The sequence below is a fragment of the Trujillonella endophytica genome, assembly GCF_900110555.1.
GTDB lineage: Bacteria > Actinomycetota > Actinomycetes > Mycobacteriales > Geodermatophilaceae > Trujillonella > Trujillonella endophytica.
In genome coordinates this window covers 266383-281050 of sequence record NZ_FOEE01000002.1, presented here as the reverse complement: position 1 = coordinate 281050, position 14668 = coordinate 266383, and the positions used below count along the sequence as shown (strand labels likewise).

The 14668-nt window shown below is 75.4% G+C and carries 15 protein-coding genes and 1 tRNA gene; 6 read left to right on the top strand and 10 right to left on the bottom strand.

Features of this window, described 5'->3' with window-relative positions; genetic code table 11:
- Complete coding sequence (gene holA, locus BMY88_RS04280) at positions 1 to 984, top strand: DNA polymerase III subunit delta (protein WP_091940521.1); 984 nt, start codon at positions 1 to 3, stop codon at positions 982 to 984.
- Positions 985 to 1188: 204 nt separating this feature from the next.
- On the opposite strand, the gene rpsT is transcribed toward holA, so the two are convergent.
- Positions 1189 to 1455: a 30S ribosomal protein S20 gene (rpsT, locus tag BMY88_RS04275; RefSeq protein WP_091940519.1), complete on the bottom strand. Its 267-nt coding sequence runs from the start codon at positions 1453 to 1455 to the stop codon at positions 1189 to 1191.
- Between the two features lie 208 nt (positions 1456 to 1663).
- Here rpsT and lepA point away from each other — a divergent pair, with 208 nt between their 5' ends.
- Together lepA and BMY88_RS04265 are read left to right on the top strand one after the other, a co-directional pair.
- Positions 1664 to 3493: a translation elongation factor 4 gene (gene lepA / locus BMY88_RS04270; RefSeq protein ID WP_091940517.1), complete on the top strand. Its 1830-nt coding sequence runs from the start codon at positions 1664 to 1666 to the stop codon at positions 3491 to 3493.
- The gene (locus BMY88_RS04265; protein WP_091940515.1) at positions 3490 to 4146 is read left to right on the top strand and encodes an MOSC domain-containing protein; all 657 of its coding nucleotides are present in this window, start codon (positions 3490 to 3492) and stop codon (positions 4144 to 4146) included. Before lepA ends, BMY88_RS04265 begins: the two co-directional genes overlap by 4 nt.
- Positions 4147 to 4165: 19 nt before the next feature.
- Here the strand turns inward: BMY88_RS04265 and BMY88_RS04260 are convergent, their stop codons facing one another.
- The 7 genes from BMY88_RS04260 to BMY88_RS04230 form a co-directional block, all read right to left on the bottom strand.
- Entirely contained in the window at positions 4166 to 6631 is a 2466-nt protein-coding gene (locus tag BMY88_RS04260; RefSeq protein ID WP_091940513.1) for a protein kinase domain-containing protein, read from the bottom strand.
- A 50-nt stretch (positions 6632 to 6681) separates the two neighbouring features.
- The gene (locus tag BMY88_RS04255) at positions 6682 to 7212 is read right to left on the bottom strand and encodes a Clp protease N-terminal domain-containing protein (protein WP_091940511.1); all 531 of its coding nucleotides are present in this window, start codon (positions 7210 to 7212) and stop codon (positions 6682 to 6684) included.
- A 2-nt stretch (positions 7213 to 7214) separates the two neighbouring features.
- Positions 7215 to 7448, bottom strand: coding sequence for a helix-turn-helix domain-containing protein (locus tag BMY88_RS04250; protein ID WP_091940509.1), 234 nt, complete (start codon positions 7446 to 7448; stop codon positions 7215 to 7217).
- 95 nt (positions 7449 to 7543) lie between these two features.
- A complete protein-coding gene (locus BMY88_RS04245) occupies positions 7544 to 7852 on the bottom strand; it encodes a hypothetical protein (protein WP_170860963.1) in 309 nt (102 codons plus the stop codon).
- A gap of 14 nt (positions 7853 to 7866) precedes the next feature.
- Complete coding sequence (locus tag BMY88_RS04240) at positions 7867 to 8835, bottom strand: zinc-binding dehydrogenase (protein WP_091940508.1); 969 nt, start codon at positions 8833 to 8835, stop codon at positions 7867 to 7869.
- 214 nt (positions 8836 to 9049) lie between these two features.
- The gene (gene selD / locus BMY88_RS04235; RefSeq protein ID WP_170860962.1) at positions 9050 to 10057 is read right to left on the bottom strand and encodes a selenide, water dikinase SelD; all 1008 of its coding nucleotides are present in this window, start codon (positions 10055 to 10057) and stop codon (positions 9050 to 9052) included.
- A gap of 100 nt (positions 10058 to 10157) precedes the next feature.
- A complete protein-coding gene (locus tag BMY88_RS04230; RefSeq protein WP_170860961.1) occupies positions 10158 to 10775 on the bottom strand; it encodes a helix-turn-helix transcriptional regulator in 618 nt (205 codons plus the stop codon).
- Between the two features lie 120 nt (positions 10776 to 10895).
- Here BMY88_RS04230 and BMY88_RS23705 point away from each other — a divergent pair.
- The 3 genes from BMY88_RS23705 (at position 10896) to selB (ending at position 14109) form a co-directional block, all read left to right on the top strand.
- Positions 10896 to 10991: transfer RNA gene (locus tag BMY88_RS23705), tRNA-OTHER, on the top strand.
- Positions 10992 to 11042: 51 nt separating this feature from the next.
- Positions 11043 to 12353 (top strand): L-seryl-tRNA(Sec) selenium transferase, encoded by a 1311-nt coding sequence (selA, locus tag BMY88_RS04225; RefSeq protein WP_091940504.1) that lies wholly within the window; start codon positions 11043 to 11045, stop codon positions 12351 to 12353.
- A gap of 10 nt (positions 12354 to 12363) precedes the next feature.
- The gene (gene selB, locus BMY88_RS04220) at positions 12364 to 14109 is read left to right on the top strand and encodes a selenocysteine-specific translation elongation factor (protein WP_091940503.1); all 1746 of its coding nucleotides are present in this window, start codon (positions 12364 to 12366) and stop codon (positions 14107 to 14109) included.
- Positions 14110 to 14112: 3 nt separating this feature from the next.
- On the opposite strand, the gene BMY88_RS23700 is transcribed toward selB, so the two are convergent.
- Entirely contained in the window at positions 14113 to 14265 is a 153-nt protein-coding gene (locus BMY88_RS23700; protein WP_170860960.1) for a hypothetical protein, read from the bottom strand.
- A gap of 47 nt (positions 14266 to 14312) precedes the next feature.
- Positions 14313 to 14615 carry a hypothetical protein gene (locus tag BMY88_RS04215; RefSeq protein WP_091940501.1) on the bottom strand — a complete coding sequence of 101 codons (303 nt, stop codon included), beginning with the start codon at positions 14613 to 14615 and terminating at the stop codon, positions 14313 to 14315.
- Positions 14616 to 14668: the final 53 nt, after the last annotated feature.

The following is a 14668-nucleotide window of genomic DNA, read 5'->3' as shown; positions in this document are numbered from 1 at the left end:
GTGGCCGCTGCACCCCCCGCCCCGACGTCGCACCTGCGGGTCGTCGTGGGGGAGGAGGAGCTGCTGCGCAGCCGCGCAGTGTCCGCCGTCCGCGCCGCCGCGCTCGCCCGCCACCCCGACCTCGAGCAGCACGACCTGACCGCAGCAGGCCTGCCCCTCGGCGACCTGGCCGACGTGCTGGCGCCCTCGCTGTTCGGCGGGCACCGGCTCGTCGTCGTCCTCGGCGTGCACGAGGCCGCCGGTGCGTTGTGCGACGCGCTCACCGGCTACGCCAAGGTTCCGGACCCCGACCTGACGCTCGTCGTGGTGCACCACGGCGGAAAGCGCAACGAGGCCCTGCTCAAGGCATTCAAGGCCGCCGGGGCGGCCGTCGACGAGTGCCCCAAGATCTGGCCGAACGAGCTCGGCGGCTTCGTTCGCAACGAGGTGCGGCTGGCCGGCGGCCGGATCACCGCCGACGCCGTCCTCGCCCTCGTGGAGGCCGTGGGGCACGACCTGCGGGAACTGTCGTCGGCCGCGAGCCAGCTGGTCTCCGACTTCGGCGGCACGATCGACGTGGACGCTGTCGCGCACTTCCACCGCGGCCAGGCCGAGGCCAACGGCTTCGCGGTGGCCGACAAGGTCATGATGGGCGACGGCGCCGGCTCCCTCGAGGTGCTCCGCTGGGCGCTCAACGGCGGGGTGCCGCACGTGCTCATCGCCGACGCACTGGCCGAGGGGGTGCGCACCGCGGCCCGCGCGAAGGGGGTCGACGTCCGCTCCTACGGCGAGCTGATGCGGACCTTCAAGTGGCCCAAGCGGAAGGCCGAGAACGGCCTCAAGCACGCCCGGGGCTGGAGCATCGACGGTCTCTCGCAGGCCGTCGCGGTGACCGCCGAGCTCAACGCCGACGTCAAGGGTGCCGCCGCGAGCGCCGACTACGCACTGGAGCGCGCGGTCCGACGGCTTCTCGCGATCCGCGCCACCACCGGCGGCCGCCGCTGAGATCCCGCGCCCGGCCGGGCCGGCCGCCGTTGAGATCCGGCGCACCGCCGGGCCGGCCGCCGTCGAGATCCGTCCTACCGCCGGGCCGGCCGCCCGACCGGGGTCCGCCCGGGCAGTCCGCCCGCACCGGAGTCCGGCCGGGGCCCGACATGCGTCGAGCCCCCCTCCCGCGCGGCGGGAGGGGGGCTCGTCGAAGAGCTGAGGTCAGCCCTGGAGGCCTGCGACCTGCTTGGCCAGCCCCGACTTGCGGTTGGCGGCCTGGTTCTTGTGGATGACGCCCTTGCTGGCGGCCTTGTCGAGCTGCTTCGCGGCGACCTGGAAGGCGGTGGCCGCGGCGGCGGCGTCCCCGGCCTCGGCGGCGGAGCGGACGCGCCGGACGGCCGTCTTCAGCGCGGACTTGACCGCGACGTTGCGCTGACGCGCCTTCTCGTTGGTCTTGATCCGCTTGATCTGGGACTTGATGTTCGCCACGCGTGAGCCTCGGTGTCTCGCTGGAGGGAGTCTGACAATGCGTCCGGACGCGCGGGCTCGAGGCCTGCGATCACGGACCGGCCACCCAAGATACCAGCGCCGCGGCGATCGCCCCACATCGCCCACGGGCACCGGAAAGCACCCGGCCACGCCGCGCTGCCGGGAAGGCGCTCCCGCTCCGGAGGCGGCATGGGACGATGGGCCCACTGTGACGACTCCCGCTGCCACCGACCCGGACCTGATCCGGAACTTCTGCATCATCGCCCACATCGACCACGGCAAGTCGACGCTGGCCGACCGGATGCTGGAAGTGACCGGCCTGGTCGAGGGGCGCAACATGCGCGCCCAGTACCTCGACCGCATGGACATCGAGCGTGAGCGCGGCATCACGATCAAGGCGCAGAACGTGCGCCTGCCGTGGAGCGCCGGCGGCACCGAGTACGTGCTCGACATGATCGACACCCCCGGCCACGTCGACTTCACCTACGAGGTGTCCCGGTCGCTGGCCGCCTGCGAGGGCGCCGTGCTCCTCGTCGACGCCGCCCAGGGCATCGAGGCGCAGACACTGGCCAACCTGTACCTGGCGTTGGAGAACGACCTCGCGATCATCCCGGTGCTCAACAAGATCGACCTGCCGGCCGCCCAGCCCGAGCGGTACGCCGAGGAGATCGCGCACATCATCGGCTGCGAGCCCGACGACGTGATGCGGGTCAGCGGCAAGACCGGCGTCGGCGTGCCGGAGCTCCTCGACCGCATCGTCGCCGAGATCCCGGCGCCCACGGGTGCCGACGACGGGCCCGCGCGCGCGATGATCTTCGACTCCGTCTACGACATCTACCGCGGTGTCATCACCTACGTGCGGGTGGTCGACGGCCGGATCTCCGCCCGCGACAAGATCAAGATGATGTCGACCGGCGCCACCCACGAGCTGCTCGAGATCGGTGTCATCTCGCCCGAGCCCAAGCCCGTGACCTCCCTCGGCGTGGGCGAGGTCGGCTACTTCATCACCGGAGTGAAGGACGTCCGGCAGTCCCGCGTCGGCGACACCGTGACGCTGCAGCACAAGCCGGCCACCGAGTCGATCGGCGGCTACCGCGACCCCAAGCCGATGGTCTACTCCGGCCTCTATCCCATCGACGGCAGCGACTACCCGCTGCTGCGCGAGGCGCTGGACAAGCTGCTGCTCAACGACGCCGCCCTGACCTACGAGCCGGAGACCTCCGCGGCGCTCGGGTTCGGCTTCCGCGTCGGCTTCCTCGGCCTGCTGCACCTGGAGATCGTCCGCGAGCGGCTGGAGCGCGAGGCCGGCATCAGCCTCATCTCCACCGCGCCCAACGTCGTCTACCGCGTGGTCATGGAGGACGGCAGCGAGATCACCGTGACCAACCCGAGCGACTGGCCCGAGGGCAAGATCGACAAGGTCTACGAGCCGATCGTCAACGCCACGGTCATCGCCCCCAGTGACTACACCGGCGCGATCATGGAGCTCTGCCAGGGCCGCCGCGGCCAGCTGGGGGGCATGGACTATCTGAGCGAGTCCCGCGTCGAGCTGCGCTACACGCTGCCGCTCGGCGAGATCATCTTCGACTTCTTCGACGCGCTGAAGTCCAAGACCCGCGGCTACGCCTCCCTCGACTACTCCGAGGCCGGCGAGCAGGAGTCCTCGCTGGTCAAGGTCGACATCCTGCTGCAGGGCGAGGCCGTCGACGCCTTCAGCGCGATCGTGCACAAGGACAAGGCCTATAGCTACGGCGTGATGATGGCCGGCAAGCTGCGCGAGCTCATCCCGCGGCAGCAGTTCGAGGTGCCCATCCAGGCCGCCGTCGGCTCCCGGGTGATCGCCCGCGAGACCGTCCGCGCCATCCGCAAGGACGTCCTCGCCAAGTGCTACGGCGGTGACATCACCCGCAAGCGGAAGCTGCTGGAGAAGCAGAAGGAGGGCAAGAAGCGGATGAAGATGGTCGGCCGCGTCGAGGTCCCCCAGGAGGCCTTCGTGGCCGCGCTCTCCACCAACGAGTCCACCGCCTCCAAGAAGTGAGCGGCCGGCTCGAGGCCGTCTGCGTCTCGGGTACGGACCTCCCGTCCGTCCCCGAGCGCAAGCCGCAGCGCACCGGCATCGACAAGCGGCCGGTGCCCGGCCGGGTCGCCGTCCACCCGCTCGGTCTGGACGGCGACGTCCAGGTCAACCGCCGCTACCACGGCGGCGAGGGCCAGGCGCTCTACGCCTACGCCCAGGAGGACGCCGACTGGTGGGCCGCGGAGCTCGACCGGGAGCTGCCGCCGGGGCGCTTCGGCGAGAACCTCCGCACCGCCGGGCTCCACCTCACCGGCGCCGTCCTCGGCGAGCGCTGGCGGGTCGGCACCGCGCTGCTGCAGGTCACCGACTGCCGCATCCCGTGCGCCAACTTCGAGCGCTTCTGGGGCGTGCCGCAGCTGGTCAGGCGATTCACCGTGCACGGGGCCCCCGGCGCCTACCTGCGGGTGCTCGAGACCGGCGAGATCGGCGCGGGGGACGACGTCGAGGTGATCGACCGGCCCGCGCACGGCGTCACCGTCGGGACGGCGTTCCGCGCCTACACGACGCAGAAGCAGCGGCTGCCCGAGCTGGCGCCCGCCGTCCCCGTGCTCCCCGAGCGGACCCGCGAGAGGATCGCCGGCCGCATCGCTGCCCGGGTCGCCCACGCCGGCTGAGGTACCCGCCGGCCGAGCCTCAGCGCCGCCCCCACGCCGGCGCGTAGCCGTCGGCCTCGGCGTCGTCGGTGGCGAGCTGGGTGAGGTCCTCGCCGTCGGCGGTCATCACCCACAGGTGGTCGGTTCCCTCTCCCTGCGGGCCGGTGCGGTTGCTCTTGAAGGCGATCTGCGTGCCGTCGGGCGACCAGATCGGGTCCTGCTCGAACCAGCCCTCGGTCAGGCGCGTCAGGCTGCCGTCGTCCACGGCCAGGACATAGATCTCCCGGCTCCCGTCCTCGGCCTCGCGGCGGAACGCGATCCGGGTCCCGTCGGGCGAGACCGAGGGGTCGGCGTCGATGCCCGGGCCGGACTCGGTCAGCTGCTCGGCGGGACCCGAGCCGTCGATCGGCAGTGCGAAAAGCTCGCCGCCGTCCCGGCCGGGGGTGTCGGTGCCCCAGTACACGACCCGCGTGCCGTCCGCGCCGAACGCGAGGTCGCCGATGTACGCCCGGCCGGGGTCGAGCTCCTGCACCGTGCCGTCCAGGCCCGCGAGCAGCAGGGTCGTCGTGTTCCCGGCGGTGCAGGTGAGGGCCAGCAGGTGCGGGTCCGCCGGGTTCCAGGCCGGGCGGCCCGGCTCCGGGCAGTTCTCCAGCGGCGGGTCGAACAGCGGCCGGTCCCCGGTCCCGTCGCTCGCGACGGCGCGCAGTTCCGAGCCGCCGTTGGTCTCGTGCCGGTAGACCACGGTGCGCCGGTCCGGCGAGACCACCGGATCGACGTCGGGCCCGGCCGCCGTCGTCAGGAAGTTCGCCGTCTCCCCGGTGGCCGAGTCCACCGAGTGCAGGTCCACCTCCCCGCCGACGTCCCGGGGCTGCACGAGGAGGTCGTCGGCCAGGGGGGCGCCGGTGGGGAGGACGGGCTCCGCCGTCCCGGAGGCGGAGGTGCTCGCGCCGGCACCGTTCCCGGTGGCCGCCGGGTCGCCCGGGTCGTCGCCGTCCAGCAGGAGCACCGCCCCGCCGGCGCCGGCGAGGGCGACGACGGCCACCGCCGCGACGATCCACCGGTTCCGGCGGGACGGACGCGCGGACGGGAGGGCGGCCGGGGGTCGGGCAGCCGGTGGAGCTGCTGGGACGTACGTCGGAGGGGCCGCCGGAGGGGGAGTGGCCGCCGGCGGAGGAGTGGGCGCCGGCCGGGGGAGGTAGGCGGCCCCCGACACCGGCGGCGGGGGCGGCAGGGGGCCGGTGCGGTGCACGGCGGACTCCCGGCCGGTCGGCGCGCCGACCACGGTCACCGCGGCCGGTGGATGGACCGTGGTCGCAGGCGGCGGCCCCCCGGCCGTGCGCCGGGCGGCCGACTCGACGAGGGCGACGAGTTCGTCGAGGTCCGGGGGGCGGCGCGGGTCGGCCAGGTCGGCGCTCACCCGGTGCACCCCCGCGCCCGTGGCGATCTCCAGCGTCACCGGCCGGGCGGGAATCGTCGACCGGGTCGTCTCGCCGGAGGGGTCGACCGGCAGGCTGGCCGGCAGCCCGAAGAAGCGGGTCCGGCGGACGAGCGCGACCAGGCGGTCGGTCTCGGCGGCCGACAGCCCGTCGGTCCGGACCGGACCGGTGGTGACTCCGCCCGTGGACACGGCCACCCGGTAGGGCGGCGCGGGCGCGGGGGGGAGGTCGTCCAGCGCGGCGACGGCGGCGACTGCCAGGGCCCGGCAGGTGGGGAACCGGTCGGCCGGGTCCTTCGCCATGGCGCGGACGACGACGTCGTCCAGGCCGGGGGGCAGCCACGGGGCCATCGCGGTCGGCCGCGGCGGGGGCAGGGCGAGGTGGCCGTGCAGCGCCGCGGCCACCGAGTGCCCGGGGAAGGGGACGCTCCCGGCGATCAGCCGGTACAGCAGGCAGCCCAGCGAGTAGACGTCGGAGCGGGGGTCCAGCGGCTTGGCCTCGAACTGCTCGGGGGAGGCGTACTCGAAGGTCGCGACGACGATGCCGGTGCGGGTCAGCGAGGTTCCGCCGTCGAGCGCTTTGGCGATCCCGAAGTCGGTGAGGAACACCTGCTCGGGCTCGTCGTCGTCGCCCGGGGCCAGCAGCACGTTCGCCGGCTTCACGTCGCGGTGCACGAGCGAGTGGCGGTGGGCGGCGTCGAGCGCCGCCGCCACGCCGGTGACGATGCGCACGGCCCGCTCCGGCGGCAGCAGCCCGCCGGCCTCGGCGAGTGCCTGCTCGGCGTCCATCCCCTCGACGTAGCGCATGGACAGCCACAGCTGCCCGGCATGCTCGCCGCGGTCGAGCACGGGGACGACGTTGCGGTGCGCCAGGCGTGCCACCAGGTCCGCCTCCCGCTCGAAGCGGCGAGCGAAGTCCGGATCGGCGGAGTGCTCGGGCCGCAGCACCTTGAGCGCGTCGGTGCGGGGCAACCGTGGGTGGCGGGCCAGGTACACCGCGCCCATCCCGCCGGTGCCCAGGGGTCGGATGATGGTGTAACCGGCGAAGACGTCCCCCGGCGCGAGTGGCACACCCGCAGCCTTCCGCACCGGAGTGATCCGGGGAAGGACGCCCGCCGTGGTCAGGTCAGCAGCGCGGTCCTGATCTCCCGGGCCAGTTGCGCGCGGTCGACGTCGCCGTCGGCGATCACCGCCGTCGCGAGCCCCTGGCCCTCCCGGATCAGGCCGAGGGCGATGTGCCCGTCGGTGATCGTCTTCTGCCGCATCGCGAGGGTCTCCCGCAGCGAGAGCTCCAGGACCTTCTTGGCCTGCCGGTCGAAGGGCAGGTGCCCGCCGGCGGAGCTGTCGCCCGGGCGCCGGTCGAGCGCGCCGCGGCCGAAGGTGGCCTCCACCCGGTCCCGCACGGCGTCGAGGTCGATGCCGAAGGTGCCCAGCGCCTGCGCGTCCAGGTCGCCGCCCAGCCGGGTCACCGCCGCGGTGACGGCCTCCCGGGTGAGCCCGTGCCGGGCGAGCACGGCGGAGGTGGGGGTGGGCCGGTCGAGGAGGGCGAGGAGCAGGTGCTCGGTGCCGATGCGCTCGCTGTGCAGGCGGTGGGCCTCCGTCCGGGCCCCGACCACCGCCGCGCGTGCTTCCTGGCTGAATCGCTCGAACATGCTCAGTCCTTCCGCCGGAGCGGCCCGCGACCGCTCGCGTGCTTCTTGTGCACGGCCTGGCGGCTCACGCCCAACAGGTGGGCGATCTGCTCCCAGGTCCAGCCCCGACTCCGGGCCTGTGCGACCTGCAGGGCCTCCAGCCGCTCCACCAGCACCCGGAGCGACCGGACGGCACGCAGGCCCACGGCCGGGTCGTCGTCGGCGGCTGCTGCCGCCACCGCCACCGTGTCCGCCATGGCTGTCAACCTAGGTTGCGTCGGTCGGCCGTGTCAATGCACGTTGACACGAAGGGGGGTGCCGTCCGACAGCGGGCGCGGGGGAGGGTGCCCGGTCAGGCGGGCTCGTGGACCTCGTAGTGGTTGACGGTGACCTCGCGGTCGACCAGGTAGCGCTCGTCCTCGGGATAGAAGACGGCGCGGGAGATGTCGGCGCCGGCGAAGCCCGCGATCACGTCCAGCGAGTCCCAGAGGCTGAACGTCAGGACCTCGGTCCGGCCGTCGCCGAGGTCACGGGTGAGCAGGTGCGCGCCGCGGTTGCCCGGGGTCCGGCGGTAGTGCGCCATCCCGGTCTCCTCGACGTAGGCCACGTAGGCGTCGCGATCGTCGGTGCGGACCCAGCCGCGCCACGTCCGTGCGATCACGACGCCTCCGTCGGTCAGAGGGTGAAGACGATCTTCCCGTTCGTGCGGCCCTCGAGCATGCGCGCGAACCCCTCGCGGGCCTCGCCGAGCGGGAGCTCGACGTCGATCTGCGGCCGGACACCGGTCGTCCGGCACATCGCGATGAGGTCGGCCAGCTCGTCGCGGGTGCCCATCGTGGAGCCGATCACCGACAGCTGGGTGAAGAAGACGCGGTTGAGCTCGGCGCCCGGGTTGAAGCCGGTCGTCGCGCCCGAGGTGACGATGACGCCGCCGGGCTTGAGCGACTTGACGCTGTGCGACCAGGTCGCCTCGCCGACGGTCTCCATGACGCCGTCCACCCGCTCGGGCAGCCGCGCACCGGACTCGAAGGCCTGGTCGGCGCCGAGCGCCAGCGCGGCGCTGCGCTTGTCCTCGCTGCGGCCGGTGACCCACACCCGCAGCCCGGCGGCCCGCCCGAGCACCACCAGCGCGGTCGCGACGCCGCCGCTGGCGCCCTGCACCAGCACGGTCTGCCCCGGGCGGAGACCGGACTTCACGAACAGCATCCGGTAGGCGGTCAGCCACGCGGTCGGCAGGCAGGCGGCCTCGCCGAACGTCAGCTCCGCCGGCTTGGGCAGCAGGTTGCGGCGAGGCACGACCACCCGCTCGGCCATGGTGCCCTGGTGCAGCTCGGAGAAGAGCGTGCGCTTGGGGTCGAGGGTCTCGTCGCCGGTCCAGCCCGGGGTGCCGACGACGACGCCGGACACGACCACCTCGTTGCCGTCCTCGTCCACGCCCGCCGCGTCGGTGCCCAGGATCATCGGCATCCGCTCCTGCGGCAGCCCCACGCCGCGCAGGCTGAACAGGTCGTGGTGGTTGAGCGAGACGGCCTTGACCTGCACCGTCGTCCAGCCCTCGCGGGGCTCGGGATCGGGGCGGTCGCCGATCTCCAGGACCGAGAGCGGGTCCTCCGGGGACGGGGTCGAGACGAAGGCAGCCAGCATGCTCGCGACGCTAGCCGAGGCCCCGACCAGCAGCGACGCGGGTCCTCGCCCCCCGACCGAGCAGAAGCGCGAAATTGCCCCGGGGCGGAAGCGCGAAGTTGCACGGGGCAGAAGCGCGAAATTGCCCCGGGGCGGAAGCGCAAAATTGCCCCGGGGCGAGGTGCGAAGTTGCCCCGGGGCAGTAGCGCGAAATTGCCCGGGAATCTCGCGGCTGTCAGCGGACGACGACGACGTGCTCCCCGCGGGGCACGAACTCGCCGATCACCGGCGCCCCCGCCACTTCGCCGCCCAGCAGCAGGCCGCCCGAGGTCTGCGCGTCCGCGAGCAGCAGCGCCTCGCCCTCGCCCACCGCCGACAGGTCGGTGTGCGGGCGCACCCAGTCCAGGTTGCGCCGGGTGCCGCCGGACACGTGGCCCGCGGCGAGCGCCTCCCGCGCACCGGCCAGGTAGGGGACGGCGGCCGCGTCGACCACCGCGGTCACCCCGCTGGCCCGGGCCATCTTGTAGAGGTGGCCGAGCAGGCCGAAGCCCGTGACGTCGGTGCCGGCCCGGATGCCGGCGGCCACCGCGGCCCGGCCGGCGTCGCGGTTGAGCGCGGTCATCGACGCGACGGCCTCCTCCGACACCTCGCCGGTGGCCTTCATCCGGCTGTTCAGCACGCCGACGCCCAGCGGCTTGGTGAGCGACAGCGGGGTGCCGGCCACGGCCGCGGAGTTGGTGATGATCCGGTCGACGTCGACCACCCCGGTGACCGCCATCCCGTACTTGGGTTCCGGGTCGTCGATCGAGTGGCCGCCGCCCACGTGGCAGCCGGCCTCGTGGGCCACCTCGAGGCCGCCGCGGAGCACCTCGGCGGCGAGCTCGGCCGGGAGCACGTCGCGGGGCCAGCCGAGCAGGTTCACGGCCACCACCGGGGTGCCGCCCATCGCGTACACGTCGGAGAGCGCGTTGGCGGCGGCGATGCGGCCGAAGGTGAACGCGTCGTCGACGACCGGGGTGAAGAAGTCGGTCGTCAGCACGATGCCCTGGCCGCCGGCGAGGCGCACCACCGCGGCGTCGTCACCGTCGTCGAGGCCGACCACCAGCTCCGCGGCCGGTGAGGCGGGGCCGCCCAGGCCGAGCCCGGCGACCACCTGCTCCAGCTCGCCGGGCGGGATCTTGCAGGCGCAGCCGCCGCCGTGCGCGTACTGGGTGAGCCGGATGCGGGCGGGCGCGCTGGTCACCAGCTGAATCTATGTGGCCGTGGTGTCCGACGGCCTGCCGCAGGCCCCGTCCAGAGGCTCGTCCCGAGAGTGCGAGGGATGAGGAGGACGGGGCCCGTCATCAGCCCTCCCGGCCGCCCTGCAGCACGCGCAGCCGCGGGGGCAGCGTCTCGGCCACCGGCTCCCGCGCGGCGGGCACGCGTGCGGTGGCGCCGCGGCCGAGCGCCCGGCCGGCGGGGTGGGTGGTGGACGGGGCGCCGAAGATGCCCGGGTCGCGGCGCGGCGCCGCCTCGCCGGTCAGCTCGACCGACTCGATCCGGTCCTCCCGGAACCAGCGCGGCGCCTGCCGCTCGCGGCACCAGGCCACGAGGTACCAGTGGTCGCTGCTGCGGGTGAGCAGCTGCGGCTCGACCTCCCGCCGGCCGGCCCGGCCCTTGCCGTCGCGGTAGTGCAGGACGACCACCCGGCGCTGGGTCACGGCCCGCTCGACGGTCGCCCGCAGCTCGGCGGAGCGGCCCGCCTCGGCGCTCACCCACAGGCTGGTGGCCAGCAGCTGCGCGCGGCGCTGCGGATCGGGCTCCAGCACGGCGAGCACCTTCTCGAGTGCGCCGCGACCGGCGTCGGCATAGGGGCCGTCGGGCCCGGCTGCGAGGGCGACGGCGACGGCGGCGGCCTCCTCGGGGGTCAGGGCGACCGGAGGCAGCGTCGCGGAGTGGCGGGGCTCGGTGCGGCGGCTCACATCGGGGATGCTGGCACCGGCCACCGACAGTTCTGGTGGTGCGACGCCGAGTGGCGAACCGTGTTCCTGCGACACGCCGGGCGACACGCCGAGAACGCGTTGGCAAGTACTGTCGTGGCCGGAGGCGTCAGGGCGCCTGGTGGCCCCCGCGGCCTCTAAAGCCGACGTGGCCGAGCACCTCGGTCAGGCGGGTTCGATTCCCGTCCGCCTCCGCCAGCCGGCCGGCGCCGGGCCGCCCCCCGGCCCGGCGCCTACGCTCCGCAGTCGATGAGTGCCGACCCGCGCCGGCAGGTGCCGCGCACCGACACGCTGCTCGCGGACGGGCAGATCGTGCCCGCCGTCGAGCGCCTCGGTCGCGATCTGGTGAGAGAGGCGGTACGCACCGTGCAGGCCCGGATCCGGGCCGGTGGGCTGGCCCCCGCCGACGCCGTCGCCGAGGTCCTCGCCGCCCTGCCCGACACCGCCGCGAGCCTGCGGCCCGTCCTCAACGCCACCGGCGTCCTCGTGCACACCAACCTGGGCCGGGCCCCGCTGTCCCTGTCGGCGGTCGCGGCGCTCACCGCGGCGGCCGGCACCACCGACGTCGAGCTGGACCTGCGCACCGGCCGCCGGGGTCCCCGGGGCGAGGCCGCGCTCGCCGCGCTGCGCGCCGCCGTCCCCGCCGCCGGCGCCGCGCTCGTGGTCAACAACTGCGCCGCCGCGCTCGCCCTGGCCGCCACGGCCCTCGGCCAGGGCCGCGAGCTGGTGATCGCGCGGGGCGAGCTGGTCGAGATCGGGGACGGCTTCCGGATCCCCGAGCTCCTCGAGTCCACCGGCGCCAGGCTCCGCGAGGTGGGGACGACGAACCGGGTGACCGCGGAGGACTACACCCGTGCGCTCGGGCCCGACACCGGCGCGGTGCTCAAGGTGCACCCGTCGAACTTCGTCGTCCGCGGCTTCACCCGGGCCGTGCCCGTCGCCGAACTGGCCGCGGCGCTGGCCGGGTCCGGCGTGCCGCTGGTCGCCGACGTCGGGTCGGGCCTGCCGGCGCCGGAGCCCGCGCTGCCCGACGAGCCGGACCTGCAGACCACCCTGGCCGACGGCGCCGACCTCGTCCTGGCCAGCGGCGACAAGCTGCTCGGCGGCCCGCAGGCCGGGCTCGTGCTCGGCCGGGCGGACCTGATCCAGCGGCTGCGCCGGCACCCCCTCTACCGCGCGCTGCGCGTGGACAAGACCACCCTCGCGGCGCTGGAGGCGACGCTGCGGGGACCGCTGCCGCCGGTGCGCCGGATGCTCGCCGCCGACCTCGCCGGGCTCCGCGCCCGGGCCGCGGCACTGGCCGCGCGGCTGGCGGCCGCCGGGGTCGACGCCGCGGCGGTCGACAGCGAGGCCCGGGTCGGCGGGGGAGGGGCGCCGGAGCATCCGCTGCCCTCCGCCGCGGTCTCCCTCCCGGCGGATCTGGCGGGGCCGCTGCGGGCGGGCGCGCCGCCCGTCGTCGGCTACGTCGAGGGCGGCCGCACGCTGCTGGACCTGCGCAGCGTGCCGCCGGAGGACGACGAGGCGCTCGCGACCGCCGTGCTGGCGGCGGCCGGGCGGTGACGAGGCGCGCATGGACGTGATCGCCACCGCCGGGCACGTCGACCACGGCAAGTCCACGCTCGTCCGCGCGCTCACCGGGATGGAGCCCGACCGGTGGGAGGAGGAGCGCCGCCGCGGGCTGACCATCGACCTCGGCTTCGCCTGGACGACGCTGCCGTCGGGGCGGCGGGTGGCGGTGGTCGACGTCCCCGGGCACGAGCGGTTCGTCGGGAACATGCTCGCGGGTGTCGGCCCGGTGCCCGCGGCGCTCGTGGTCGTCGCCGCCGACGACGGCTGGTCGGCACAGACGGCCGAGCACGTCGCGGTCCTCGACGCGCTCGGCGTCCGCCACGCCCTGCTGGCGGTGACCAAGGCCGACCTGGCCGATCCCGCTCCGGTGCTCGCCGATGCGACCGAGCGGCTCGCCGGGACGTCGATGGGCGCGGTGCCGGGCGTCGTGGTCAGCGGCGTCACCGGCGCCGGGGTCCCCGAGCTGGCCGCCGCCCTGGAGGCCCTGCTGGCCGGCCTCCCCGCACCGGATGCCGCCGCGCCGGTCCGGCTCTGGATCGACCGGGCGTTCCCGATCTCCGGGGCGGGCACGGTCGTGACCGGCACCCTCGGCGCGGGCACCGTCGCCGCCGGGGACCGGCTGGCCCTCGGTGCGCGCGAGGTCGGGGTGCGCGGCGTGCACGCGCTGGGCGAGCCCGTGCCGCGGGCCGCCGCCACCGCCCGCGTGGCGCTCAACCTGCGCGGGGTCGCGGTCGAGGAGCTCTCCCGGGGGGACGCGCTGCTGACCCCGGGGGCCTTCCGCTCCACCGGCCTCGTCGACGTCACCCTGACCGGCGCGCCGGAGGGGCGGCTGCCGGCCGAGCTGGTGGTGCACGTCGGGTCGGCGGCCGTCGCGGCCCGTGTTCGTCCCCTGGGGGGGACGGCGGTGCGGCTGCAGCTGTCCGCGCCGCTGCCGCTGCGGATCGGCGACCGCCTGCTGCTGCGCGATCCCGGCGCCCGCCGCGTGCTCGGTGCCGACGTCCGCGACGTCGCCCCGCCGGAGCTGCGCCGCCGCGGCGCCGCCCGGCAGCGGGGCGCCGAGCTGGCCACCGCCCCGGCCGGATCCGCGGGGGCCGCGGCCGACCTGGCCCGCCGCCGGGTCGTGCGGGCGGCCGACTTCGCCGCGATGGGGTGGCCGGTGCCGCCGGGCGCCGACCGGGTCGGGCCGTGGCTGGCGGCCCCGGGCCTGCTCGACGAGCTGGCCGCGGCGCTGCCGTCGGTGGTGGCCGCCCACCGGTCCGCGCGTCCGCTCGAGGCCGGGCCGCCGGTCGCCGTCGTCCGCCGCGAGCTCGACCTGCCCGACGACGAGCTGGTCCGCGCCGTCGTCCGCCCGCCGCTGGTGCTGCGCGAGGGCCGCGTCGCCGCGCCGGCGGCGGGCCTGCCGCCGGCGGTGCAGCGCGCGGTCGACGCGATCCGGGCCCGGCTGGCCGACGATCCGTTCGCGGCGCCGGACGCCGAGCAGCTGGCCTCCGCCGGCCTGGGGCCGCGCGAGCTCGCCGCCGCCGTCCGGGACGGTCAGCTGGTGCGCATCGCCGACGGCGTGCACCTCGCGCCGGGCATCGAGCGGGTGGCCCGCGACCGGCTCGCGCGGCTGCCCGCCCCGTTCTCCCTCGGCCAGGCCCGCACGGCCTGGGGCACCAGCCGCCGGGTCGCCGTCCCGCTGATGGAGTGGCTGGACGGGCGCGGGGTCACCGAGCGGCTGCCGGACGCGACCCGCCGGCTGCGCTGAGCTCTATCCGCCGACGTGCCGGAGCAGCTGGTCGCGGTCGTCCCCCTCGTCGGGCACCGGCAGGGTCGACGTGTCCAGCGACTCCACCGTGTCCTCGGGGCGCACCGGCTCGGGCAGCGAGCGGAAGCGGGTGCGGGCGTCCTCCGGTGCGGTCATCCCCGCAGGGTCCGCGCCCGCACGCGGACGGGCAAGGGTGGCGGCGGTCAGGTCCGCACCCCGATGGCCGCGCCCCGGACGTCGACGACGTCGAGGCGGGTGACGGTGGGCTCGCCCGGCGGCCGGTGCCCACCGAAGGCCGCGTCGACGGCCGGGTGGATGCGCTCGTCGAACGCGCGGGCGCAGTGCCCCTCGGACTCCCACACGTCGATGTAGCGCAGCCCGCCCTCGGGTCGCCGCACGCACAGGTGCAGCAGCTGCCCCTCCATCGGCTCCTCGCCGAGGTGCTCGAGGATCCGGCCGTACAGCTCGGCGTCGATGGGGACGTCCTGGATGTAGGCGTAGGTCATGGCGGCCCTCCAGATTCGGTCCGAACCACCTTCGGACGAATACCGGTACCGTG

What these genes read in the sequence shown, in the direction of transcription:
- BMY88_RS04255 (WP_091940511.1), bottom strand. Translation starts at nt 7,212, where the DNA reads ATGTTCGAGCGATTCAGCCAGGAAGCACGCGCGGCGGTGGTCGGGGCC.
- BMY88_RS04250 (WP_091940509.1), bottom strand. Translation starts at nt 7,448, where the DNA reads ATGGCGGACACGGTGGCGGTGGCGGCAGCAGCCGCCGACGACGACCCG.
- BMY88_RS04240 (WP_091940508.1), bottom strand. Translation starts at nt 8,835, where the DNA reads ATGCTGGCTGCCTTCGTCTCGACCCCGTCCCCGGAGGACCCGCTCTCG.
- selA (WP_091940504.1), top strand. Translation starts at nt 11,043, where the DNA reads ATGAGTGCCGACCCGCGCCGGCAGGTGCCGCGCACCGACACGCTGCTC.
- selB (WP_091940503.1), top strand. Translation starts at nt 12,364, where the DNA reads ATGGACGTGATCGCCACCGCCGGGCACGTCGACCACGGCAAGTCCACG.
- BMY88_RS23700 (WP_170860960.1), bottom strand. Translation starts at nt 14,265, where the DNA reads ATGACCGCACCGGAGGACGCCCGCACCCGCTTCCGCTCGCTGCCCGAG.
- BMY88_RS04215 (WP_091940501.1), bottom strand. Translation starts at nt 14,615, where the DNA reads ATGACCTACGCCTACATCCAGGACGTCCCCATCGACGCCGAGCTGTAC.